The sequence below is a fragment of the Pseudomonas frederiksbergensis genome, assembly GCF_003732665.1.
GTDB classification, from domain to species: domain Bacteria; phylum Pseudomonadota; class Gammaproteobacteria; order Pseudomonadales; family Pseudomonadaceae; genus Aquipseudomonas; species Aquipseudomonas frederiksbergensis_G.
Window position 1 is genome coordinate 1 of sequence record NZ_MOBP01000005.1, and the last position, 23,705, is coordinate 23,705.

The 23,705-nt window shown below is 54.9% G+C and carries 21 protein-coding genes, 4 tRNA genes and 1 rRNA gene; all 26 read left to right on the plus strand.

Annotated elements, in window-relative coordinates:
* The first annotated feature begins 97 nt into the window (after positions 1–97).
* Positions 98–213 (plus strand): 5S ribosomal RNA (gene rrf / locus BK665_RS07700).
* Between the two features lie 136 nt (positions 214–349).
* On the plus strand, positions 350–1,309 hold the full coding sequence (birA, locus tag BK665_RS07705) for a bifunctional biotin--[acetyl-CoA-carboxylase] ligase/biotin operon repressor BirA (RefSeq protein ID WP_123404355.1): 960 nt from the start codon (positions 350–352) through the stop codon (positions 1,307–1,309).
* Positions 1,299–2,048 carry a pantothenate kinase gene (locus BK665_RS07710; RefSeq protein WP_123404357.1) on the plus strand — a complete coding sequence of 250 codons (750 nt, stop codon included), beginning with the start codon at positions 1,299–1,301 and terminating at the stop codon, positions 2,046–2,048. Before birA ends, BK665_RS07710 begins: the two co-directional genes overlap by 11 nt.
* A gap of 7 nt (positions 2,049–2,055) precedes the next feature.
* Complete coding sequence (locus BK665_RS07715) at positions 2,056–2,496, plus strand: hypothetical protein (protein WP_123404359.1); 441 nt, start codon at positions 2,056–2,058, stop codon at positions 2,494–2,496.
* A gap of 142 nt (positions 2,497–2,638) precedes the next feature.
* Positions 2,639–2,723, plus strand: a tRNA-Tyr gene (locus BK665_RS07720).
* Between the two features lie 24 nt (positions 2,724–2,747).
* Positions 2,748–2,821 (plus strand) — tRNA-Gly (locus tag BK665_RS07725).
* Positions 2,822–2,847: 26 nt separating this feature from the next.
* Positions 2,848–2,923: transfer RNA gene (locus BK665_RS07730), tRNA-Thr, on the plus strand.
* An 84-nt stretch (positions 2,924–3,007) separates the two neighbouring features.
* Positions 3,008–4,201 (plus strand): elongation factor Tu, encoded by a 1,194-nt coding sequence (gene tuf / locus BK665_RS07735; protein WP_007896619.1) that lies wholly within the window; start codon positions 3,008–3,010, stop codon positions 4,199–4,201.
* Positions 4,202–4,254: 53 nt separating this feature from the next.
* Positions 4,255–4,330 (plus strand) — tRNA-Trp (locus BK665_RS07740).
* Between the two features lie 45 nt (positions 4,331–4,375).
* Complete coding sequence (secE, locus tag BK665_RS07745; RefSeq protein ID WP_008145488.1) at positions 4,376–4,744, plus strand: preprotein translocase subunit SecE; 369 nt, start codon at positions 4,376–4,378, stop codon at positions 4,742–4,744.
* A 9-nt stretch (positions 4,745–4,753) separates the two neighbouring features.
* The gene (gene nusG / locus BK665_RS07750) at positions 4,754–5,287 is read left to right on the plus strand and encodes a transcription termination/antitermination protein NusG (RefSeq protein WP_007896622.1); all 534 of its coding nucleotides are present in this window, start codon (positions 4,754–4,756) and stop codon (positions 5,285–5,287) included.
* Positions 5,288–5,404: 117 nt separating this feature from the next.
* Complete coding sequence (gene rplK / locus BK665_RS07755) at positions 5,405–5,836, plus strand: 50S ribosomal protein L11 (protein WP_095147410.1); 432 nt, start codon at positions 5,405–5,407, stop codon at positions 5,834–5,836.
* On the plus strand, positions 5,836–6,531 hold the full coding sequence (gene rplA / locus BK665_RS07760; RefSeq protein ID WP_007896626.1) for a 50S ribosomal protein L1: 696 nt from the start codon (positions 5,836–5,838) through the stop codon (positions 6,529–6,531). The genes rplK and rplA overlap by 1 nt, the downstream gene beginning before the upstream one ends.
* A 198-nt stretch (positions 6,532–6,729) precedes the next feature.
* Positions 6,730–7,230, plus strand: coding sequence for a 50S ribosomal protein L10 (gene rplJ / locus BK665_RS07765; RefSeq protein ID WP_025215759.1), 501 nt, complete (start codon positions 6,730–6,732; stop codon positions 7,228–7,230).
* A 78-nt stretch (positions 7,231–7,308) separates the two neighbouring features.
* On the plus strand, positions 7,309–7,674 hold the full coding sequence (gene rplL / locus BK665_RS07770; RefSeq protein WP_123404361.1) for a 50S ribosomal protein L7/L12: 366 nt from the start codon (positions 7,309–7,311) through the stop codon (positions 7,672–7,674).
* 220 nt (positions 7,675–7,894) lie between these two features.
* The gene (gene rpoB / locus BK665_RS07775; RefSeq protein WP_123404363.1) at positions 7,895–11,968 is read left to right on the plus strand and encodes a DNA-directed RNA polymerase subunit beta; all 4,074 of its coding nucleotides are present in this window, start codon (positions 7,895–7,897) and stop codon (positions 11,966–11,968) included.
* Positions 11,969–12,032: 64 nt separating this feature from the next.
* Positions 12,033–16,232 (plus strand): DNA-directed RNA polymerase subunit beta', encoded by a 4,200-nt coding sequence (gene rpoC / locus BK665_RS07780; protein WP_123404365.1) that lies wholly within the window; start codon positions 12,033–12,035, stop codon positions 16,230–16,232.
* Positions 16,233–16,448: 216 nt separating this feature from the next.
* Complete coding sequence (gene rpsL / locus BK665_RS07785; RefSeq protein WP_002555494.1) at positions 16,449–16,820, plus strand: 30S ribosomal protein S12; 372 nt, start codon at positions 16,449–16,451, stop codon at positions 16,818–16,820.
* Between the two features lie 118 nt (positions 16,821–16,938).
* Positions 16,939–17,409: a 30S ribosomal protein S7 gene (gene rpsG / locus BK665_RS07790; RefSeq protein ID WP_002555493.1), complete on the plus strand. Its 471-nt coding sequence runs from the start codon at positions 16,939–16,941 to the stop codon at positions 17,407–17,409.
* Between the two features lie 30 nt (positions 17,410–17,439).
* A complete protein-coding gene (gene fusA, locus BK665_RS07795; RefSeq protein ID WP_064680057.1) occupies positions 17,440–19,545 on the plus strand; it encodes an elongation factor G in 2,106 nt (701 codons plus the stop codon).
* A gap of 31 nt (positions 19,546–19,576) precedes the next feature.
* Positions 19,577–20,770: an elongation factor Tu gene (gene tuf / locus BK665_RS07800; RefSeq protein ID WP_008145495.1), complete on the plus strand. Its 1,194-nt coding sequence runs from the start codon at positions 19,577–19,579 to the stop codon at positions 20,768–20,770.
* A gap of 141 nt (positions 20,771–20,911) precedes the next feature.
* Complete coding sequence (rpsJ, locus tag BK665_RS07805; RefSeq protein ID WP_003186070.1) at positions 20,912–21,223, plus strand: 30S ribosomal protein S10; 312 nt, start codon at positions 20,912–20,914, stop codon at positions 21,221–21,223.
* 80 nt (positions 21,224–21,303) lie between these two features.
* A complete protein-coding gene (rplC, locus tag BK665_RS07810; RefSeq protein WP_003186059.1) occupies positions 21,304–21,939 on the plus strand; it encodes a 50S ribosomal protein L3 in 636 nt (211 codons plus the stop codon).
* 12 nt (positions 21,940–21,951) lie between these two features.
* Positions 21,952–22,554, plus strand: a complete 603-nt coding sequence (rplD, locus tag BK665_RS07815; protein ID WP_007896707.1) for a 50S ribosomal protein L4 — start codon at positions 21,952–21,954, stop codon at positions 22,552–22,554.
* Positions 22,551–22,850 (plus strand): 50S ribosomal protein L23, encoded by a 300-nt coding sequence (gene rplW / locus BK665_RS07820; protein WP_002555488.1) that lies wholly within the window; start codon positions 22,551–22,553, stop codon positions 22,848–22,850. The genes rplD and rplW overlap by 4 nt, the downstream gene beginning before the upstream one ends.
* A 14-nt stretch (positions 22,851–22,864) precedes the next feature.
* Complete coding sequence (rplB, locus tag BK665_RS07825) at positions 22,865–23,689, plus strand: 50S ribosomal protein L2 (protein ID WP_003210080.1); 825 nt, start codon at positions 22,865–22,867, stop codon at positions 23,687–23,689.
* Positions 23,690–23,705 lie beyond the last annotated feature (16 nt).

A 23,705-nucleotide genomic window follows, 5' to 3' on the forward strand; every position in this document is an offset into this window, starting at 1 on the left:
ATGAACCGAAAGTTCGCAGCAAAAAAACACACAAAGCTGTCACATACCCATTCGCTGGAGCGTGATCCGTAAGGAAAACGAGCCGGCTACCGAATTTCTTGACGACCATAGAGCATTGGAACCACCTGATCCCATCCCGAACTCAGCAGTGAAACGATGCATCGCCGATGGTAGTGTGGGGTTTCCCCATGTGAGAGTAGGTCATCGTCAAGATTAAATTCCGAAACCCCTATCTGCGTATGCAGGTAGGGGTTTTGTTTTGCCCGAAGAAAAATCCGACCGACAGGGTTTCTATGCAACGGCTCGACGCATGGCTATTATTCGGGCCTCATTGTGAGGCGAGACTTGCATGCTGACGTTGTTAAAGCTTCTAAAGGATGGCCGATTCCATTCAGGTCAAGCTCTGGGTGTTGCCTTGGGGATCAGTCGTAGCGCGGTATGGAAGCAACTACAGCATCTAGAGGCTGAGTTGGGGCTATCAATTCATAAGGTGCGTGGTCGTGGCTATCAATTGGCCGCGCCATTGACGCTGCTTGATCCTGCAGAAATAGATGATAAGTCGTCTATTTGCGGTTGGCCTGTCCAGGTCTTTGATTCTATTGATTCCACTAACGCAGAAGCCTTGCGCGCTATCGAGCAAGGCCAGGCTGCGCCGTTCCTGGTGCTCGCGGAGCGACAGACTGCCGGTCGGGGAAGGCGAGGTCGTAAATGGGTTAGCCCATTTGCGGAAAACCTCTACTACAGCCTTGTGTTGCGCATTGAAGGTGGGATGCGTCAGTTGGAAGGTTTGAGCCTGGTTGTCGGGCTTGCTGTCATGCATGCCTTGCGTAAGCAGGGTGTTGCGGGTGTAGGGTTAAAATGGCCTAACGACCTTCTGGCTGGTCAAAAAAAGATCGCTGGCATCCTGCTTGAACTGGTTGGTGATCCCGCGGACGTCTGTCATGTAGTCATAGGCGTTGGAGTCAATGTGAACATGCAAGCGGCCGACGAGGTGGATCAGCAGTGGACATCGATGCGGCTCGAGTCCGGTAAGGTGTTTGATCGCAATCTCCTGGTAGTGGAGTTGAACTTGATGCTTCAGGCTTACCTGGGTCGTCATCAGCGCGATGGGTTTTCAGCTATCCATGCCGAATGGGAGCAAAACCATCTGTGGCAAGGGCGGGCTGTCTCATTGATTGCGGGTGTCAATCAGATAGATGGTGTCGTAATGGGTATCGATAGCCAGGGTGCCTTACGCTTGAAGGTGGATGGTGTGGAAAAAATCTTTAGTGGTGGTGAGCTCAGTTTGAGGTTGCGTGATGATTCTTGAGCTCGACTGCGGTAACAGCTTTATCAAGTGGCGGGTGCTTGGTGCGGACATCAGGCTCGTGGTGGCAGAGGGGGTTGTTGATTCGGACCTCGCGTTGTTGGATGGGCTGAAGCAGCTCGGTAGATTGGAGCTGAAGCACTGTCGATTAGTCAGTGTCAGAACGGGAGAGGAAACCGCTGCCCTGATCTCCCTTTTGACGGCGGCTTTTGGCGTGTCGGTGACGTGCGCGGCGCCGGCTCGTGAAATGTCCGGGGTTCGCAACGGCTATGACGATTTCGAAAGGCTTGGTCTTGATCGTTGGCTGGCGATGTTAGGTGGGTTTCATCTCGCCTCCGGCGCATGTCTTGTGTTGGATTTCGGCACGGCGGTCACTGCAGACTTTATAGCTGGCGATGGAACGCATCTTGGCGGATTCATTTGTCCGGGGATGCCTTTGATGCGCAACCAGCTACGTACCCATACTCGCCGCATCCGTTATGGCGATCTTGCGGCTGAGCGCGCTCTGGAAAGTCTTGTGCCTGGCCGGACAACCGTCGAAGCGGTTGAGAGAGGATGCTCGTTGATGCTGCGCGGCTTTGTCCTTACTCAACTCGAGTTGGCGCGCAGCTATTGGGGGGAGGACTTCACCGTATTCCTCACTGGTGGAGATGCCGATCTGGTCTCCGGGGTCGTGCCTGAGGCTCGAGTGGTTCCTGACCTGGTGTTTGTAGGTTTGGCTATGGCGTGTCCTTTGCCCTGAGGTTCTTATGCGTTGGTTGTTTCTGCTGTTGCTCGTTCTCAATGTGTTTTATTACGTATGGCATCAACAAGAGGCGCCGCTTCGTGCGAAGGATGTGACGCCTCTGAGTTTGTATCGTGGGTCCCAGCAGGATATTCGGCTGTTGAGTGAGGCGGCTGACGTAGCTCGTGATAAGGGTAAGTCTCTTCAGGCGGACACTGATTGTCTCTATGTGGGAGGTATTGCGCGGCAGGAAACTGCGCAGGCAATCGAGCGCCGATTGAGTGGTATGGATATCAAGGTTCAACCGTTGCCTAAGGACACTCCTGAATCTGGCGGTTTTTGGCTCCGCGTGGCGCCCGAAAGCCGGCGTTTGCTGGATGATTCAAAGCTGCAGAACCTTTCTAAAGAATTCAATGAGTTAAAACATAAAATAATGCCGTGCGAGGGGGTTGCACCCGCCGAATAGTTTGCATAGAATGGCGCCCGCTTCGCAGTGAAGACCTTTAACGGTAAACAGTGCGGTGCGATGTCAACGCAGCTAACCTCAGGTTTTTTATGAGAAAATGCTTGACAGAAGGCTGGCATGATATAGAATGCCGGCTCGCTTAGGAGGGGTTCCCGAGCGGCCAAAGGGATCAGACTGTAAATCTGACGTCTACGACTTCGAAGGTTCGAATCCTTCCCCCTCCACCATTTTTAGCGAGAGCTGCAAGCTCCGCGGGTATAGTTTAGTGGTAGAACCTCAGCCTTCCAAGCTGATGATGCGGGTTCGATTCCCGCTACCCGCTCCAAGTTTGCAGGTCCTGCGAAGTGTTGCGCTCTTGTAGCTCAGTTGGTAGAGCACACCCTTGGTAAGGGTGAGGTCAGCGGTTCAAATCCGCTCAAGAGCTCCATATAACAAGGCAGATATGAAAATATCTGCCTTTGTTTTAATGGCCGATGTTACTTGCTCAATTCTTCTGCTGGGAGTTATTTCGATGGCTAAGGAAAAGTTCGAACGTAATAAGCCGCACGTCAACGTAGGCACCATTGGTCACGTAGACCATGGCAAGACTACTTTGACCGCAGCCTTGACCCGCGTCTGCTCCGAAGTGTTCGGTTCGGCAAAGGTCGACTTCGACAAGATCGATAGCGCCCCAGAAGAAAAAGCTCGTGGTATCACCATCAACACCGCTCACGTTGAATACGATTCGGCCGTGCGTCACTACGCACACGTTGACTGCCCAGGTCACGCTGACTACGTAAAAAACATGATTACCGGTGCTGCTCAGATGGATGGCGCGATTCTGGTTTGCTCGGCCGCTGATGGTCCGATGCCGCAAACCCGTGAGCACATCTTGCTCTCTCGCCAGGTTGGCGTTCCGTACATCGTTGTCTTCCTGAATAAGGCGGACATGGTTGATGATGCTGAGCTGCTGGAGCTGGTTGAGATGGAAGTGCGTGATCTGCTGAGCACTTACGATTTCCCAGGTGATGACACTCCGATCATCATTGGTTCGGCGCTGATGGCGTTGAACGGTCAAGACGACAACGAGATGGGTACAACTGCCGTCAAGAAGTTGGTCGAGACTCTGGATAGCTACATTCCGCAGCCTGAGCGCGCTATTGATAAGCCGTTTTTGATGCCGATCGAGGATGTGTTCTCGATCTCCGGTCGCGGTACTGTCGTGACTGGTCGTGTTGAGCGTGGCATTGTTCGCATTCAGGAAGAAGTTGAGATTGTTGGTCTTCGTGACACTGTCAAAACTACTTGCACTGGTGTTGAGATGTTCCGCAAGCTGCTCGACGAAGGTCGTGCTGGCGAGAACTGTGGGGTGCTGCTGCGCGGTACTAAGCGTGATGATGTTGAGCGTGGCCAGGTTTTGGTCAAGCCAGGCACTGTCAAGCCGCACACCAAGTTCACTGCAGAGGTTTACGTTCTGAGCAAGGAAGAAGGTGGTCGTCATACGCCGTTCTTCAAGGGCTACCGTCCACAGTTCTATTTCCGTACTACGGATGTGACCGGTAACTGCGAATTGCCAGAAGGCGTTGAAATGGTGATGCCGGGTGATAACGTTCAGATGACCGTTACCCTGATCAAAACCATCGCGATGGAAGATGGTCTTCGCTTCGCTATCCGTGAAGGCGGTCGTACCGTCGGCGCTGGTGTCGTAGCTAAAGTCATCGAGTAAGTTGTTGTAATGTCTTTTTCAGGCCGGCATAATGGTCGGCCTGATTTTGTTTTAGGTCAGTAGCTCAATTGGCAGAGCGACGGTCTCCAAAACCGTAGGTTGGGGGTTCGATTCCCTCCTGACCTGCCAGATTCACTTGGTGTGTCTGGCTTTCTTTTCACAGGATCTTCATAGATGACTCCTAAAGCTGAAGCTCAAGGCTCTCGCTTCGATCTGCTCAAGTGGCTAGTAGTAGTCGCTTTGGTGGTTGTTGGCGTTGTTGGCAATCAGTATTACTCTGCTTCGCCGATCCTGTACCGCGTACTAGCTTTGCTCGCCATTGCTGCTGTAGCTGCCTTTGTAGGCCTGCAGACAGTCAAGGGCAAGTCTTTCTTTGTACTGGTTAAGGAAGCTCGCACCGAGATTCGTAAAGTCGTATGGCCAACTCGCCAAGAAACCACGCAGACCACGTTGATTGTTGTGGCTGTTGTTCTGGTTATGGCGTTGCTGTTGTGGGGGCTTGATTCCCTGCTCGGCTGGCTTGTTTCCTTGATTGTCGGCTAAGGGTGTCCCGTGGCTAAGCGTTGGTACGTTGTGCATGCTTACTCCGGTTACGAGAAGCATGTCATGCGCTCGTTGGTAGAGCGCGTAAAGCTGGCTGGCATGGAAGATGGCTTCGGCGAAATTCTGGTTCCCACTGAAGAAGTGGTTGAAATGCGTAATGGCCAGAAACGCAAAAGCGAACGCAAGTTCTTCCCAGGTTACGTGCTGGTTCAGATGGACATGAATGAGGGTACTTGGCACTTGGTCAAGGATACTCCTCGGGTGATGGGTTTTATCGGCGGTACTGCCGACAAGCCTGCACCGATCACAGATAAAGAGGCGGAAGCGATTCTGCGTCGCGTTGCTGACGGTAGCGACAAGCCGAAGCCGAAGACACTCTTCGAGCCAGGCGAGTCGGTGCGAGTCAACGACGGGCCGTTTGCTGATTTTACCGGCACGGTTGAAGAAGTTAACTACGAAAAGAGCCGGATCCAAGTGGCGGTGCTCATTTTCGGTCGCTCTACTCCGGTAGAGCTAGAGTTCAGCCAGGTCGAAAAGGTCTAGCTGGGCAAGCATCCCAACCCCGCAGCCCTAGGCTGTGGGGTTTTGTCGTCACTGGGATAAACGCGCAAGTAACCGGGGAGCCTTTCGAGGCGTTCGAACCCGTAATTGGAGTGCCTCATGGCCAAGAAGATTACCGCTTACATCAAGCTGCAAGTGAAGGCCGCTCAGGCTAACCCAAGCCCACCTGTTGGTCCTGCTCTGGGTCAGCACGGCGTGAACATCATGGAATTCTGCAAGGCTTTCAACGCCCGTACTCAGGGTCTTGAAGCAGGTCTGCCGACTCCAGTGATCATCACTGTCTACAGCGACCGTAGCTTCACTTTCGAAACCAAATCCACACCTGCTTCGGTTCTGCTGAAGAAAGCTGCTGGTCTGACTAGCGGTTCCGCTCGTCCGAACACCGTTAAGGTTGGCACCGTGACCCGTGCTCAGCTGGAAGAAATCGCGAAAACCAAAAACGCGGATCTGACTGCAGCTGATATGGAAGCAGCCGTGCGTACTATCGCCGGTTCTGCTCGTAGCATGGGCCTTAACGTGGAGGGTGTGTAATGGCTAAGTTGACCAAGCGTCAAAAGGCTATCGCCGGCAAAATCGAAGCAGGCAAGTCCTACAACTTTGTAGATGCTGCTGCTCTGCTGGCTGAGCTGTCGACCGTCAAGTTCAGCGAGTCGTTCGACGTTGCTGTAAACCTGGGCGTTGACCCGCGTAAATCCGACCAGGTCGTTCGTAGCGCTACTGTGCTGCCACACGGCACTGGCAAGACTGTTCGCGTTGCTGTTTTCACCCAGGGTCCAGCTGCTGAGGCCGCTCTGGCTGCCGGCGCTGACCGTGTAGGTATGGACGATCTGGCTGCCGAAATGAAAGGCGGCGACCTGAACTATGACGTAGTTATCGCATCCCCGGATGCAATGCGCGTTGTTGGTCAGTTGGGTCAGATCCTGGGCCCACGTGGCCTGATGCCTAACCCTAAAGTCGGCACCGTAACTCCAGACGTAGCTACCGCGGTTAAAAACGCCAAGGCTGGTCAGGTTCGTTATCGCACCGACAAAAACGGCATCATCCACACCTCCGTTGGCAAAGTCGGCTTCGATGCCGTCAAGCTGAAGGAAAACGTTGAAGCCCTGATCGCTGATCTGAAGCGTATCAAGCCAGCTTCCTCGAAAGGTATTTACGTCAAGCGCGTTACCCTGAGCACCACCATGGGTCCAGGCCTGGTCATCGACCAAGGCTCGCTCGACGCGTAAGACACAGGTTGGCGCAAGCGATTGCGCCAATTGAAAAATTGGGGTCCCTGCCTGGCGGGGGCTATCCAAGACCGTAGGCGACGCAAGTCTTAAACCTCAAGCCTACGCAGATGGTGCTCCCGGTTCCTTACCGAATCAGACACCAAAACGACATCCGGCTTCGGCCAGATGAAACGGTAACAAGCAGGAGTTAAACCCGTGGCAATTAATCTCGAAGACAAGAAGGCCATCGTCGCTGAAGTCAACGAGGCTGCCAAAGTTGCCCTGTCCGCTGTTGTGGCTGATGCCCGCGGTGTGACAGTAGGCGCAATGACCGGACTCCGTAAAGAGGCTCGTGAAGCTGGCGTATACGTACGTGTTGTACGTAACACCCTGCTCAAGCGCGCTGTTGCTGACACTGAATACAGTGTCCTCAACGACGTGTTCACCGGCCCGACTCTGATCGCGTTCTCCAAAGATCATCCAGGCGCTGCTGCCCGTTTGTTCAAAGAATTCGCCAAGAGTCAGGATAAGTTCGAGATCAAGGCAGCTGCGTTCGAGGGCAAGTTCCTCGCAGCTAACCAAATCGACGTACTGGCAACACTGCCGACCCGTAACGAAGCTATTTCTCAGCTGATGAGCGTGATTCAAGGCGCTACCAGCAAGTTGGCTCGTACTCTGGCTGCAGTTCGCGAGCAAAAAGAAGCTGCTGCAGCCTAAGGCTGAGCATCTCCTTTCGCGTATTTTTGTTTATTTCGATGGCCGCGTAGGCCGTCCCCCAATTCAGGAAATACAGTAATGTCTATCTCCCAAGAAGATATCCTCAACGCCGTAGCTGAAATGTCGGTTCTGCAGGTTGTTGAGCTGATCAAAGCTTTCGAAGAAAAATTCGGCGTTTCCGCTGCCGCTGCTTCCGCTGGTCCAGCTGCTGCTGCCGCCGTTGTTGAAGAGCAAACCGAATTCAACGTCATGCTGACCGAAGCTGGCGAGAAGAAAGTTAACGTGATCAAGGCAGTACGTGAACTGACCGGTCTGGGCCTGAAAGAAGCCAAGGCAGTAGTTGACGGCGCTCCTGGCATCGTTCTGGAAGCTGTATCGAAAGACGCAGCTGACAAAGCAAAAGCCACTCTGGAAGAAGCAGGCGCTAAAGTCGAGCTGAAGTAAGCATCGACTTTGCACCTCCAGCCCGAGCGTTAAGCGAAAGGCTGATGGCTGGTGGCTCTTGCCACCGGCCTTTTTCCGTTATTGGCAGCCGACTGGGTCGGTGCTGGTAACGAGCTGTAACCACCCGATGCGGTGGAGCAAACCATGGGGTTTGCACGATTTTCTGGCTGCTCCCGTCGGGAGGGGCCAAACAAGCAGGTGACCAAGCTGGGGAACGCTGATGGCTTACTCATATACTGAGAAAAAACGTATCCGCAAGGACTTTAGCAAGTTGCCGGACGTCATGGATGTGCCGTACCTCCTGGCCATCCAGCTGGATTCGTATCGTGAATTCTTGCAAGCGGGAGCGACTAAAGATCAGTTCCGCGACGTGGGCCTGCATGCGGCCTTCAAATCCGTTTTCCCGATCATCAGCTACTCCGGCAATGCTGCGCTGGAGTACGTCGGTTATCGCCTGGGCGAACCGGCATTTGATGTCAAAGAATGCGTATTGCGCGGTGTAACTTATGCCGTACCTTTGCGGGTAAAAGTGCGCCTGATCATTTTCGACAAAGAATCGTCGAACAAAGCGATCAAGGACATCAAAGAGCAAGAAGTCTACATGGGTGAAATCCCCCTGATGACTGAGAACGGTACTTTCGTAATCAACGGTACCGAGCGTGTAATCGTTTCCCAGCTGCACCGTTCCCCGGGCGTGTTCTTCGACCACGACCGTGGCAAGACGCACAGCTCCGGTAAACTGCTGTACTCCGCGCGCATCATTCCTTACCGCGGTTCGTGGTTGGACTTCGAGTTCGATCCGAAAGACTGCGTATTCGTGCGTATCGACCGTCGTCGCAAGCTGCCTGCATCGGTATTGCTGCGCGCGCTCGGCTATACCACTGAAGAAGTGCTGGACGCGTTCTACACCACCAACGTCTTCCACGTGCAAGGTGAAAACCTCAGCCTGGAACTGGTGCCTCATCGCCTGCGCGGTGAAATTGCTGTCCTGGATATCCTGGATGACAAAGGCAAGGTTATTGTCGAGCAAGGTCGTCGTATCACTGCTCGCCACATCAACCAGCTGGAAAAAGCAGGGATCAAAGAGCTGCAAGTGCCTCTGGACTACGTCCTGGGTCGCACTACAGCCAAGGTCATCGTGCACCCGGCAACCGGCGAAATCCTGGCAGAGTGCAACACCGAGCTGAACACCGAGATCCTGGCAAAAATCGCCAAGGCCCAGGTTGTTCGCATCGAAACTCTGTACACCAACGATATCGACTGCGGTCCGTTCGTCTCCGACACGCTGAAGATCGACTCCACCAGCAACCAATTGGAAGCGCTGGTCGAGATCTATCGCATGATGCGTCCAGGCGAGCCGCCAACCAAAGACGCTGCCGAGACTCTGTTCAACAACCTGTTCTTCAGCCCTGAGCGCTATGACCTGTCTGCGGTCGGCCGGATGAAGTTCAACCGTCGTATCGGTCGTACCGAGATCGAAGGTTCGGGCGTGTTGTGCAAAGAAGACATCGTCGCGGTTCTGAAGACTCTGGTCGACATCCGTAACGGTAAAGGCATCGTCGATGACATCGACCACCTGGGTAACCGTCGTGTTCGCTGCGTAGGCGAAATGGCCGAAAACCAGTTCCGCGTTGGCCTGGTACGTGTTGAGCGTGCGGTCAAAGAGCGTCTGTCGATGGCAGAAAGCGAAGGCCTGATGCCGCAAGACCTGATCAACGCCAAGCCAGTGGCTGCGGCGGTGAAAGAGTTCTTCGGTTCCAGCCAGCTTTCCCAGTTCATGGACCAGAACAACCCGCTGTCCGAGATCACCCACAAGCGTCGTGTGTCTGCGCTCGGCCCGGGCGGTTTGACTCGTGAGCGTGCTGGCTTTGAAGTTCGTGACGTACACCCGACTCACTATGGTCGTGTATGCCCGATTGAAACGCCGGAAGGTCCGAACATCGGTCTGATCAACTCCCTGGCTGCCTATGCGCGCACCAACCAGTACGGCTTCCTCGAGAGCCCGTACCGTGTGGTGAAAGACGCTCTGGTCACCGACGAGATCGTGTTCCTGTCCGCCATCGAAGAAGCTGATCACGTGATCGCTCAGGCTTCGGCCACGATGAACGACAAGAAAATGCTGATCGACGAGCTGGTAGCTGTTCGTCACTTGAACGAGTTCACCGTCAAGGCGCCGGAAGACGTCACCTTGATGGACGTTTCGCCGAAGCAGGTAGTTTCGGTTGCAGCGTCGCTGATCCCGTTCCTCGAGCACGATGACGCCAACCGTGCGTTGATGGGTTCGAACATGCAGCGTCAAGCTGTACCAACCCTGCGCGCTGACAAGCCGCTGGTCGGTACTGGCATGGAGCGTAACGTAGCCCGTGACTCCGGCGTTTGCGTCGTGGCTCGTCGTGGCGGCGTGATCGACTCCGTTGATGCCAGCCGTATCGTGGTTCGTGTTGCTGATGATGAAGTTGAAACCGGTGAAGCTGGTGTCGACATCTACAACCTGACCAAATACACCCGCTCCAACCAGAACACCTGCATCAACCAGCGTCCGCTGGTGCGTAAAGGTGATCGGGTTCAGCGTAGCGACATCATGGCTGACGGCCCGTCCACCGATATGGGTGAACTGGCGTTGGGTCAGAACATGCGCATCGCGTTCATGGCCTGGAACGGTTACAACTTCGAAGACTCCATCTGCCTGTCGGAACGAGTTGTTCAAGAAGACCGCTTCACCACGATCCACATCCAGGAACTGACCTGTGTGGCTCGTGATACCAAGCTTGGGCCAGAGGAAATCACTGCAGACATCCCGAACGTGGGTGAAGCTGCACTGAACAAGCTGGACGAAGCCGGTATCGTTTACGTAGGTGCTGAAGTTGGCGCAGGCGACATCCTGGTTGGTAAGGTCACTCCGAAAGGCGAGACCCAACTGACTCCGGAAGAGAAGCTGTTGCGTGCCATCTTCGGTGAAAAAGCCAGCGACGTTAAAGACACCTCCCTGCGTGTGCCTACCGGCACCAAGGGGACCGTCATCGACGTACAGGTCTTCACCCGCGACGGCGTTGAGCGTGATGCTCGTGCACTGTCGATCGAGAAGACTCAACTCGACGAGATCCGCAAGGACCTGAACGAAGAGTTCCGTATCGTTGAAGGCGCAACTTTCGAACGTCTGCGTTCCGCTCTGGTCGGCCACAAAGCCGAAGGCGGCGCCGGCCTGAAGAAAGGTCAGGACATCACCGACGAAGTACTCGACGGTCTTGAGCATGGTCAGTGGTTCAAACTGCGCATGACTGAAGATGCTCTGAACGAGCAGCTCGAGAAGGCCCAGGCCTACATCGTTGATCGTCGCCGTCTGCTGGACGACAAGTTCGAAGACAAGAAGCGCAAACTGCAGCAGGGCGATGACCTGGCTCCAGGCGTGCTGAAAATCGTCAAGGTTTACCTGGCAATCCGTCGCCGCATCCAGCCGGGCGACAAGATGGCCGGTCGTCACGGTAACAAAGGTGTGGTCTCCGTGATCATGCCGGTTGAAGACATGCCGCACGATGCCAATGGCACCCCGGTCGACGTCGTCCTCAACCCGTTGGGCGTACCTTCGCGTATGAACGTTGGTCAGATCCTTGAAACCCACCTCGGCCTCGCGGCTAAAGGTCTGGGCGAGAAGATCAACCGGATGATCGAAGAACAGCGCAAAGTCGCTGAGCTTCGTAAATTCCTCGACGAGATCTACAACCAGATCGGCGGTCGTAACGAAGATCTGGATAGCTTCTCCGACCAGGAAATCCTGGATCTGGCGAAGAACCTGCGTGGCGGCGTTCCAATGGCCACTCCAGTGTTCGACGGCGCCAAGGAAAGCGAAATCAAGGCCATGCTGAAGCTGGCAGACCTGCCAGAAAGCGGCCAGATGCAGCTGACCGACGGCCGTACCGGCAACAAGTTCGAGCGCCCGGTTACTGTTGGCTACATGTACATGCTGAAGCTGAACCACTTGGTAGACGACAAGATGCACGCTCGTTCTACCGGTTCGTACAGCCTGGTTACCCAGCAGCCGCTGGGTGGTAAGGCACAGTTCGGTGGTCAGCGTTTCGGGGAGATGGAGGTCTGGGCACTGGAAGCATACGGTGCCGCTTACACTCTGCAAGAAATGCTCACAGTGAAGTCGGACGATGTGAACGGCCGTACCAAGATGTACAAAAACATCGTGGATGGCGATCACCGTATGGAGCCGGGCATGCCCGAGTCTTTCAACGTGTTGATCAAGGAAATTCGTTCCCTCGGCATCGATATCGATCTGGAAACCGAATAACACGTGACGCGAATCGAGAGCGGGGCAGGATTGCCCGCTCTCTGCTCCGCCAGGAGGAAAGGCCTTGAAAGACCTACTGAATTTGCTGAAAAACCAGGGTCAAGTCGAAGAGTTCGACGCCATCCGTATTGGATTGGCATCGCCTGAGATGATCCGTTCGTGGTCGTTCGGTGAAGTTAAAAAGCCGGAAACCATCAACTACCGTACGTTCAAACCAGAGCGTGACGGCCTGTTCTGCGCCAAGATCTTTGGCCCGGTAAAGGATTACGAGTGCCTGTGCGGTAAGTACAAGCGCTTGAAGCATCGCGGCGTGATCTGCGAGAAGTGCGGCGTTGAAGTCGCGCTGGCTAAAGTTCGTCGTGAGCGCATGGCGCACATCGAACTGGCTTCGCCGGTTGCCCACATCTGGTTCCTGAAATCGCTGCCGTCGCGTATCGGTTTGCTGATGGACATGACCCTGCGTGATATCGAACGCGTTCTCTACTTCGAGAGCTACGTCGTTATCGACCCGGGCATGACCACCCTTGAAAAAGGTCAGCTGCTGAACGACGAGCAGTACTTCGAAGCGCTGGAAGAGTTCGGCGACGATTTCGATGCCCGCATGGGTGCCGAAGCTGTTCGTGAACTGCTGCACGCTATCGACCTGGAACACGAGATTGGCCGTCTGCGTGAAGAAATTCCGCAAACCAACTCCGAAACCAAAATCAAGAAGCTGTCCAAGCGTCTGAAGTTGATGGAAGCCTTCCAGGGTTCCGGCAACCTTCCAGAATGGATGGTGCTGACCGTTCTGCCGGTTCTGCCGCCAGATTTGCGTCCACTGGTCCCGCTGGATGGCGGTCGCTTCGCGACTTCCGACCTCAACGATCTGTATCGTCGAGTGATCAACCGTAACAACCGCTTGAAGCGCCTGCTCGATCTGTCCGCTCCGGACATCATCGTGCGCAACGAAAAGCGTATGTTGCAGGAAGCCGTCGATGCACTGCTCGACAACGGTCGTCGTGGCCGCGCTATCACCGGTTCCAACAAGCGTCCTCTGAAATCCCTGGCTGACATGATCAAGGGTAAGCAAGGTCGTTTCCGTCAGAACTTGCTCGGTAAGCGTGTTGACTACTCCGGTCGTTCGGTAATTACCGTAGGTCCGACCCTGCGTCTGCACCAGTGCGGTCTGCCGAAGAAGATGGCTCTCGAGCTGTTCAAGCCGTTCATTTTCGGCAAGCTGGAAATGCGTGGTCTCGCTACCACCATCAAAGCTGCCAAGAAGATGGTCGAGCGCGAGCTGCCGGAAGTTTGGGACGTTCTCGCTGAAGTAATCCGCGAACACCCGGTTCTTCTCAATCGTGCACCGACCCTTCACCGTCTGGGTATCCAGGCGTTTGAGCCGGTACTGATCGAAGGTAAGGCTATCCAGCTGCACCCGTTGGTCTGTGCTGCGTACAACGCCGACTTCGACGGCGACCAAATGGCCGTGCACGTACCGCTGACACTGGAAGCCCAGTTGGAAGCGCGTGCGTTGATGATGTCGACCAACAACATTCTGTCGCCAGCCAACGGTGAGCCAATCATCGTTCCGTCGCAGGACGTTGTATTGGGTCTGTACTACATGACTCGTGAAGCGATCAACGCCAAGGGCGAAGGTCGTGTGTTCGCGGATCTGCAAGAAGTTGACCGTGTGTTCCGTGCCGGCGAAGCCGCACTGCACGCCAAAGTCAAAGTGCGGATCAACGAAACCGTTAACGATCGTGATGGCGGCAGCGTCAAGAACACCCGTATCGTCGACACCACCGTTGGCCGTGCGCTGTTGTTCCAGGTTGTTCCACCTGGCCTGTCGTACGACGTCGTCAACCAGCCGATGAAGAAAAAGGCGATCTCCAAGCTGATCAACCAGTGCTACCGCGTGGTTGGTTTGAAAGAGACCGTGATCTTCGCCGACCAGTTGATGTACACCGGTTTTGCCTATTCGACCATTTCCGGCGTTTCCATCGGTGTTAACGACTTCGTTATCCCGGATGAAAAAGCCCGCATCATCGGTGCTGCTACCGACGAAGTGAAAGAGATCGAAAGTCAGTACGCCTCCGGCCTGGTAACCCAGGGCGAGAAGTACAACAAAGTGATCGACCTTTGGTCCAAGGCGAACGACGAAGTTTCCAAGGCGATGATGGCCAACCTCTCGAAAGAGAAAGTCATCGACCGTCATGGCGTCGAAGTCGACCAGGAATCCTTCAACTCGATGTACATGATGGCCGACTCGGGCGCACGGGGTTCTGCTGCGCAGATCCGTCAGCTCGCCGGTATGCGTGGCCTGATGGCCAAGCCGGACGGTTCCATCATCGAAACGCCGATTACTGCGAACTTCCGTGAAGGTTTGAGCGTACTTCAGTACTTCATCTCCACTCACGGTGCTCGTAAAGGTTTGGCGGATACCGCGTTGAAAACTGCGAACTCCGGTTACCTGACTCGTCGTCTGGTAGACGTGGCGCAGGATCTGGTTGTGACCGAGATCGATTGCGGCACCGAGCATGGCCTGGTAATGACTCCGCACATTGAAGGCGGTGACGTTGTTGAGCCATTGGGCGAGCGCGTATTGGGTCGAGTTATCGCCCGTGACGTGTTCAAGCCAGGTACTGAAGAAATCATCGTTCCTGCCGGCACGCTGGTAGACGAGAAGTGGGTCGAGTTCATCGAGCTGAACAGCATCGACGAAGTGATCGTGCGTTCGCCGATCAGCTGCGAAACCCGCTACGGCATTTGCGCCAAGTGCTACGGCCGTGACTTGGCTCGTGGTCACCAGGTGAACATCGGTGAAGCGGTCGGCGTTATCGCTGCCCAGTCCATCGGTGAGCCGGGTACTCAGCTGACCATGCGTACGTTCCACATCGGTGGTGCGGCAAGCCGGACCTCCGCAGCCGACAGCGTTCAGGTGAAGAATGGCGGTACTGTCCGTCTGCACAACCTGAAGCACGTTGAACGAGTGGATGGTTGCCTGGTTGCGGTGTCCCGTTCCGGTGAGCTGGCAATCGCTGATGACTTCGGTCGTGAGCGCGAGCGTTACAAGCTGCCGTACGGTGCTGTGATTTCGGTTAAAGAAGGTGACAAGGTCGACGCTGGCGCAATCGTGGCCAAGTGGGATCCGCACACTCACCCAATCGTTACCGAAATGAAAGGTACCGTGACCTACGTGGGCATGGAAGAAGGCATCACGATCAAGCGTCAGACTGACGAATTGACCGGTATGACCAACATTGAAGTACTCGACGCCAAAGACCGTCCAGCTGCCGGTAAGGACATTCGTCCTGCCGTTAAGATGGTCGGTGTCGATGGCAAGGATCTGCTGCTGCCAGGTACAGACGTACCGGCTCAGTACTTCCTGCCGGCTAACGCCCTGGTCGGTGTAGCGGATGGTGTGCAGGTTGCGATCGGTGATGTTATCGCTCGTATCCCGCAAGAAACTTCGAAAACCCGCGACATCACCGGTGGTCTGCCGCGTGTTGCCGACTTGTTCGAAGCCCGTCGTCCGAAAGAAGCCTCGATTCTGGCTGAAGTCAGCGGCACCATCGCGTTCGGTAAAGAGACCAAAGGCAAGCGCCGTCTGGTCATTACCCCGAACGACGGTAGCGATCCGTACGAAGAGCTGATTCCGAAGTGGCGTCACCTGAACGTCTTCGAAGGCGAACAGGTAAACCGCGGCGAAGTTATCTCCGACGGCCCGAGCGATCCACACGACATCCTGCGTCTGCTGGGTGTGAGTGCGCTGGCCAAGTACATCGTGAACGAGATCCAGGACGTTTATCGTCTGCAAGGCGTGAAGATCAACGACAAGCACATCGAGACCATCCTGCGTCAGATGCTGCGTAAAGTTGAAATCGCTGAATCCGGCGATTCCAGTTTCATCAAGGGCGACCAGATGGAATTGACTCACGTTCTGGTAGAGAACGAGCGTCTGGCTGGCGACGAGAAATTCGTTTCCAAGTTCACTCGCGTGCTGTTGGGTATCACCAAGGCGTCGTTGTCCACCGAATCGTTCATCTCGGCGGCTTCCTTCCAGGAAACCACCCGCGTACTGACCGAAGCGGCGGTAACCGGCAAGCGCGATTACCTGCGCGGCCTGAAAGAAAACGTAGTCGTGGGTCGTTTGATCCCGGCGGGTACTGGTCTGGCTTATCACAGCGAGCGTAAGCGCCGCCGTGATGCTGACAAACCGTTGCGCGTAAGCGCCAGTGAAGTGGAAGCTGCACTGACCGAAGCACTGAACTCGAGCGGTAACTGAGTTCTGCGGTAAATGAGTGTGGGGCCCCGGTCGTTCCGTTCATCGAATCGAGACAATTTGTCGAGGTTGGATGAGCGGGGAGGTCGGGGCCTTGCCTTGACTGGGGACAAGATCCTCTTTAGACTCTTGTACCCCTAAATTTGGCGGGAATTCGTTCCTGCCATTTTGCTTTTCTTGCAAGACAATAGCGTCGCAAGACAACAGTGGAGCTAGTAGATGGCAACTATCAACCAGCTGGTACGTCAGCCGCGTAAGCGTATCGTCGAGAAATCCGACGTGCCTGCGCTGCAGAACTGCCCGCAACGTCGTGGCGTATGCACCCGTGTGTATACCACCACGCCGAAAAAACCTAACTCGGCACTGCGTAAAGTATGCCGTGTGCGCCTGACCAACGGTTTCGAGGTTTCCTCGTACATCGGCGGTGAAGGCCACAACCTGCAAGAGCACAGCGTGGTACTGATCCGCGGCGGTCGTGTAAAAGACTTGCCAGGTGTTCGTTACCACACCGTACGCGGTTCTTTGGATACTTCCGGCGTTAAAGGTCGTAACCAGGGTCGTTCGAAGTACGGTACCAAGAAGCCTAAGTAGTAGCGGCTTTTTGTAAAAACTGATTTTCTATTTTTCTGAGTCGATAAGAGTAAGGTCGGAGGCGTCCCGAAAGGGCACCGATTCCGAGCGAACCTGAAGACCGTTTGAGGGCTTATCCATGCCAAGAAGACGCGTAGCAGCCAAGCGCGAAGTGCTTGACGATCCAAAATACGGAAGCCAAATCCTGGCCAAGTTCATGAACCACGTTATGGAAAGCGGCAAGAAAGCCGTTGCCGAGCGTATCGTTTATGGCGCGCTGGAAAAGGTTAAAGAACGCAAGAACAGCGATCCCCTGGAAATCTTCGAGAAAGCTCTCGACGCCATCGCTCCGCTGGTCGAAGTGAAGTCGCGCCGTGTAGGCGGTGCTACTTACCAGGTTCCGGTCGAAGTTCGCCCGTCCCGTCGTAACGCCCTGGCAATGCGCTGGTTGGTAGACTTCGCCCGCAAGCGCGGCGAGAAGTCTATGGCTCTGCGTTTGGCTGGCGAACTGTTGGATGCCGCTGAAGGTAAAGGTGCTGCAGTTAAGAAGCGTGAAGACGTGCACCGTATGGCTGAAGCCAACAAGGCTTTCTCGCACTACCGCTTCTAATTTTAGCGTCACTAATTTTGCGAGGGCTTTATGGCTCGTACAACACCGATTAACCGCTACCGTAACATCGGTATCGTTGCTCACGTGGATGCTGGTAAAACCACCACCACCGAGCGCGTCCTTTTTTACACTGGCAAAAGTCACAAAATGGGCGAGGTGCATGACGGCGCCGCGACCACAGACTGGATGGTTCAGGAGCAGGAGCGTGGTATTACCATTACTTCTGCTGCCATTACCGCCTTCTGGCAGGGTTCCGAGAAGCAGCACAAGGACCAATACCGTTTCAACGTCATCGACACCCCGGGCCACGTAGACTTCACTATTGAAGTTGAACGTTCCCTGCGTGTTCTCGACGGCGCGGTCGTTGTGTTCTGCGGCACCTCGGGTGTTGAGCCTCAGTCGGAAACCGTATGGCGTCAAGCCAACAAATACGGCGTTCCACGTCTTGTTTACGTAAACAAGATGGACCGTGCTGGTGCGAACTTCCTGCGCGTGATCGGTCAGATCAAACAGCGTCTGGGCCACACCCCGGTGCCAATCCAGTTGGCAATCGGTTCCGAAGACAACTTCCAGGGTCAGATCGATCTGTTGGCTATGGAAGCTGTTTACTGGAACGACGCTGACAAAGGCATGGTTCCAGTTCGCAAGCCTATCCCTGCTGAATTGCAGGAACTGGCTGACGAGTGGCGCGGCAACATGGTTGAGGCTGCGGCCGAAGCCAGCGAAGAGCTGATGAACAAGTACCTCGAAGGTGAAGAACTCACCAACGCGGAAATCAAGGCCGCTCTGCGTCAGCGTACTATCGCTGGTGAGATCGTCTTGGCTGTTTGCGGTTCTTCCTTCAAGAACAAGGGTGTTCCCCTGGTTCTCGACGCCGTGATCGACTACCTGCCTGCTCCAACCGACATTCCTGCCATCAAGGGTACTGACCCGGATGACGAGACCAAGGAAATGGAGCGTCACGCAGACGACAGCGAGCCGTTCTCGGCTCTGGCGTTCAAGATCGCTACCGACCCATTCGTGGGTACTTTGACCTTCGTTCGAGTTTACTCGGGCGTGTTGGCCTCCGGCGACGGCGTGATCAACTCGGTTAAAGGCAAGAAAGAGCGCGTGGGTCGTATGGTGCAAATGCACGCAAACGCCCGTGAAGAAATCAAGGAAGTACGCGCTGGTGACATCGCGGCCTTGATCGGCATGAAGGACGTCACCACTGGTGAGACTTTGTGCAACGCTGACAAGCCAATCATCCTGGTGCGCATGGACTTCCCGGAGCCGGTTATTTCGGTTGCCGTAGAGCCTAAGACCAAGGACGACCAGGAAAAAATGGGTATCGCTCTGGGCAAGCTTGCTCAGGAAGATCCATCTTTCCGCGTCAAAACTGATGAAGAGACTGGTCAAACGATCATCTCCGGCATGGGCGAGTTGCACCTGGACATCCTGGTTGACCGGATGCGCCGTGAGTTCAACGTCGAAGCCAACATCGGTAAGCCTCAGGTTTCCTATCGTGAGCGCATCACGAAGAACTGTGAAATCGAAGGTAAGTTCGTTCGTCAATCCGGCGGTCGTGGTCAGTTCGGCCACTGCTGGATCCGTTTTGCTCCTGCTGACGAAGGTCAGGAAGGTCTGCAATTCGTGAACGAAGTGGTAGGTGGTGTGGTTCCTAAGGAATACATCCCGGCTATCCAGAAGGGTATCGAAGAGCAGATGAAGAACGGCGTTGTTGCCGGTTATCCGCTGATCGGCCTGAAGGCTACCGTGTTTGATGGTTCCTACCACGACGTCGACTCCAACGAGATGGCGTTTAAGGTGGCTGCTTCCATGGCGACCAAGCAACTGGCCCAGAAGGGCGGTGGTGAGTTGCTTGAGCCGATCATGGCGGTAGAGGTTGTTACGCCTGAAGACTATATGGGTGACGTGATGGGCGACCTTAACCGTCGTCGCGGCATGATCCTGGGTATGGAAGACACGGTTTCCGGCAAAGTGATTCGCGCCGAGGTTCCGCTGGGTGAGATGTTCGGTTACGCAACCGACGTCCGTTCCATGTCCCAAGGTCGCGCAAGCTACTCTATGGAATTCAAAAAATACAATACGGCTCCGTCGCACATCGTCGAAACCGTTACCAAAAAACAAGGCTGATTCAGCCCCTTTAGGCTAGGAGTTAATTGTCGTGGCTAAAGAAAAATTTGACCGTACCCTCCCGCACGTCAACGTTGGCACCATCGGTCACGTCGACCACGGTAAAACCACGCTGACCGCTGCTCTGACTCGCGTCTGCTCCGAAGTTTTCGGTTCGGCTGTTGTTGCTTTCGATAAAATCGACAGCGCTCCAGAAGAAAAGGCTCGTGGTATCACCATCAACACCGCTCACGTTGAATACAACTCGCTGATCCGTCACTACGCTCACGTTGACTGCCCAGGTCACGCTGACTATGTGAAGAACATGATCACCGGTGCTGCTCAAATGGACGGCGCTATTCTGGTTTGCTCGGCCGCTGATGGTCCGATGCCACAAACCCGTGAGCACATCCTGTTGTCCCGTCAGGTTGGCGTTCCGTACATCGTTGTCTTCCTGAACAAGGCTGACATGGTTGACGACGCTGAGCTGCTGGAACTGGTTGAGATGGAAGTGCGCGATCTGCTGAGCACTTACGACTTCCCAGGTGACGACACTCCGATCATCATCGGTTCGGCTCTGATGGCTCTGAACGGCCAAGACGACAACGAAATGGGCACCACTGCCGTTCGTAAACTGGTTGAGACTCTGGACAGCTACATCCCAGATCCAGTTCGTGTTATCGACAAGCCGTTCCTGATGCCAATCGAAGACGTATTCTCGATCTCCGGTCGCGGTACTGTTGTAACTGGCCGTATCGAGCGCGGTATCGTCAAGGTTCAGGATCCACTGGAAATCGTTGGTCTGCGTGACACTACCGTCACCACCTGCACCGGTGTTGAAATGTTCCGTAAGCTGCTCGACGAAGGTCGTGCTGGCGAGAACTGCGGCGTGCTGCTGCGCGGCACCAAGCGTGACGACGTTGAGCGTGGCCAGGTTCTGGTCAAGCCAGGTTCGGTTAAGCCGCACACTACCTTCGAAGCTGAAGTGTACGTGTTGAGCAAAGAAGAAGGCGGTCGCCACACTCCGTTCTTCAAAGGCTACCGTCCACAGTTCTACTTCCGGACCACTGACGTGACCGGTAACTGCGAACTGCCGGAAGGCGTTGAAATGGTAATGCCAGGCGACAACATCAAAATGGTTGTCACCCTGATCAAAACCATCGCAATGGAAGATGGTCTGCGTTTCGCTATTCGTGAAGGCGGTCGTACCGTCGGCGCTGGCGTCGTAGCCAAAATCATCGCTTAATAAGCGATGACTTGAAAAAGCCCCCGCTTAGCGGGGGCTTTTTTATTGGGTTGACACTGTAGTAGCCCGTCTATAGAATTGCGCCTCCTTTTAACGGGCGTATTGCGCTCGGTGGGAATAGCAGCCGGAGTCTGAAATCCAATGCAAAATCAGCAAATCCGTATCAGGTTGAAGGCTTTTGACCATCGCCTGATCGACCAATCCACCCAGGAAATCGTGGAAACCGCGAAACGTACTGGTGCTCAAGTGCGTGGTCCAATTCCACTGCCTACCCGTAAAGAGCGGTTCACCGTTCTGGTCTCCCCGCACGTCAACAAAGACGCGCGTGACCAGTACGAGATCCGTACTCATAAGCGCGTTCTGGACATCGTCCAGCCAACGGATAAAACCGTTGATGCTCTTATGAAGCTCGATCTTGCGGCCGGTGTGGAAGTGCAGATCAGCCTCGGCTAAGACTCGGTCTTAGTCGTGTAACGCTCTGAAATGGGCGGCCATAGCGGGTGAAAGCCCCGTACACTCATGAGGTTTACAACATGACTATTGGTGTAGTCGGTCGTAAATGCGGTATGACCCGTATTTTCACCGAAGAAGGTGTCTCCATTCCGGTCACGGTCATTGAGATCGAACCGAATCGCGTCACCCAGTTCAAAACTGAAGAGACCGATGGCTATCGTGCAGTGCAAGTCACTGTAGGCGAGCGTCGTGCTTCGCGTGTTACAGCTGCTCAAGCTGGCCACTTCGCTAAAGCGAACGTTGCCGCTGGTCGTACCGTAATGGAATTCCGCCTTGAAGAAGGCGAGTACCAGGCCGGCGATCTGATCAACGCTGAAATCTTCGCTGCTGGTCAACTGGTTGATGTAACCGGTCAGTCCAAGGGTAAAGGCTTCCAGGGTACGATCAAGCGTTGGAACTTCCGCGGGCAAGATAATACCCACGGTAACTCCGTGTCCCACCGCGTTCCAGGCTCTATCGGCCAGTGCCAGACTCCTGGTCGTGTATTCAAGGGCAAAAAAATGTCCGGTCATATGGGCGCTGAGCGCGTGACCGTGCAGTCCCTGGAAGTAGTGCGCGTGGACGCTGAACGCAATCTGTTGTTGGTCAAGGGCGCTGTTCCTGGCGCTACTGGCGGCAACTTGGTTGTACGTCCAGCAGCCAAGGCTCGCGGTTAAGGGGAAGCTGACATGCAATTAAATGTAAATGACGCTCAAGCGATCGAAGTTTCCGAACTGACATTTGGCGGCGAATTCAACGAGACGCTGGTTCACCAAGCAGTCGTGGCCTACATGGCTGGCGGCCGTCAAGGTAGCAAGCAGCAAAAGACCCGTTCCGACGTTCGTGGTGGCGGTAAGCGCCCTTGGCGTCAGAAAGGTACTGGCCGTGCTCGTGCCGGTACTATCCGTAGCCCAATCTGGCGCGGCGGCGGTACTACTTTCGCAGCTCGTCCTCAGGATCACACCCAGAAGCTGAACAAGAAGATGTATCGCGCAGCAATGCGTTCCATCCTTGCTGAGCTGGTGCGTACTGATCGTCTGGTTGTGGTTCAGGACTTCGCTGTTGATGCACCGAAGACCAAAGATCTGCTGAACAAACTGACTGGCATGGGCCTGACTGACGTCTTGATCGTGTCTGAAGTAGTTGATCAGAACCTGTACCTGGCTGCTCGTAACCTGCCACACGTTGATGTCCGTGACGTTCAAGGTTCCGATCCAGTTAGTCTGATCGCATACGACAAGGTGTTGATCACCGTGTCGGCCGTGAAGAAATTCGAGGAGCTGCTGGGATGAACCAGGAACGCGTATTTAAAGTTCTGCTTGGCCCGCACGTTTCCGAAAAGGCTACGGTTCTGGCTGACAAGAAAGGCCAGTTCGTTTTCAAGGTTGCAACTGACGCAACCAAGCTGGAAATCAAGAAGGCCGTCGAAAGCCTGTTCAGCGTGAAAGTAGAGCGTGTTACTACCCTGAATGTTCTGGGTAAGAGCAAGCGCACTGCTCGCGGTCTGGGCAAGCGTAATGACTGGAAGAAGGCAGTTATCTCCCTTCAGCCAGGCCAAGATCTCGATTTCAGCAGCAGTGCTGAGTAAGGAAGGGGTGCATCATGGCAATCGTTAAATGCAAACCGACTTCCCCTGGCCGCCGTTTTGTGGTCAAGGTGGTCAACCAGGAGCTGCATAAAGGCGCTCCTCACGCACCGCTGCTCGAGAAAAAATCGAAGACTGGTGGTCGTAACAACAATGGTCGTATTACCACTCGTCACATCGGTGGTGGCCATAAGCAGCATTATCGTCTGGTCGATTTCCGTCGTAACGACAAAGATGGCATCGCTGCCACTGTCGAGCGTATTGAATACGATCCAAACCGTACTGCTCACATCGCTCTGCTGCTGTACGCAGATGGCGAGCGTCGCTACATCATCGCCCCTAAAGGCGTGAGTGCTGGCGACCAGCTGATCGCAGGTGCTTTGGCACCGATCAAGCCGGGCAACGCTCTGCAACTGCGTAACATTCCAGTTGGTAGCACCGTACACGGCATCGAATTGAAGCCAGGTAAAGGCGCGCAAATCGCTCGTTCCGCTGGTGCTTCGGCTCAGCTGATCGCTCGTGAAGGTGTCTACGTGACCCTGCGTCTGCGTTCTGGTGAGATGCGTAAAGTGCTGGCTGAATGCCGCGCGACCCTGGGTGAAGTCTCGAACTCCGAGCACAGCCTGCGTTCGCTGGGTAAAGCTGGTGCCAAACGCTGGCGTGGCGTTCGCCCAACCGTTCGTGGTGTTGCCATGAACCCGGTTGACCACCCACATGGTGGTGGTGAAGGTCGTACCTCTGGTGGTCGTCATCCGGTATCGCCATGGGGCTTCCCGACTAAGGGCGCGAAGACTCGTGGTAATAAGCGTACCGACAAAATGATCGTCCGTCGTCGCAAGTAAATAGAGGGATACGACA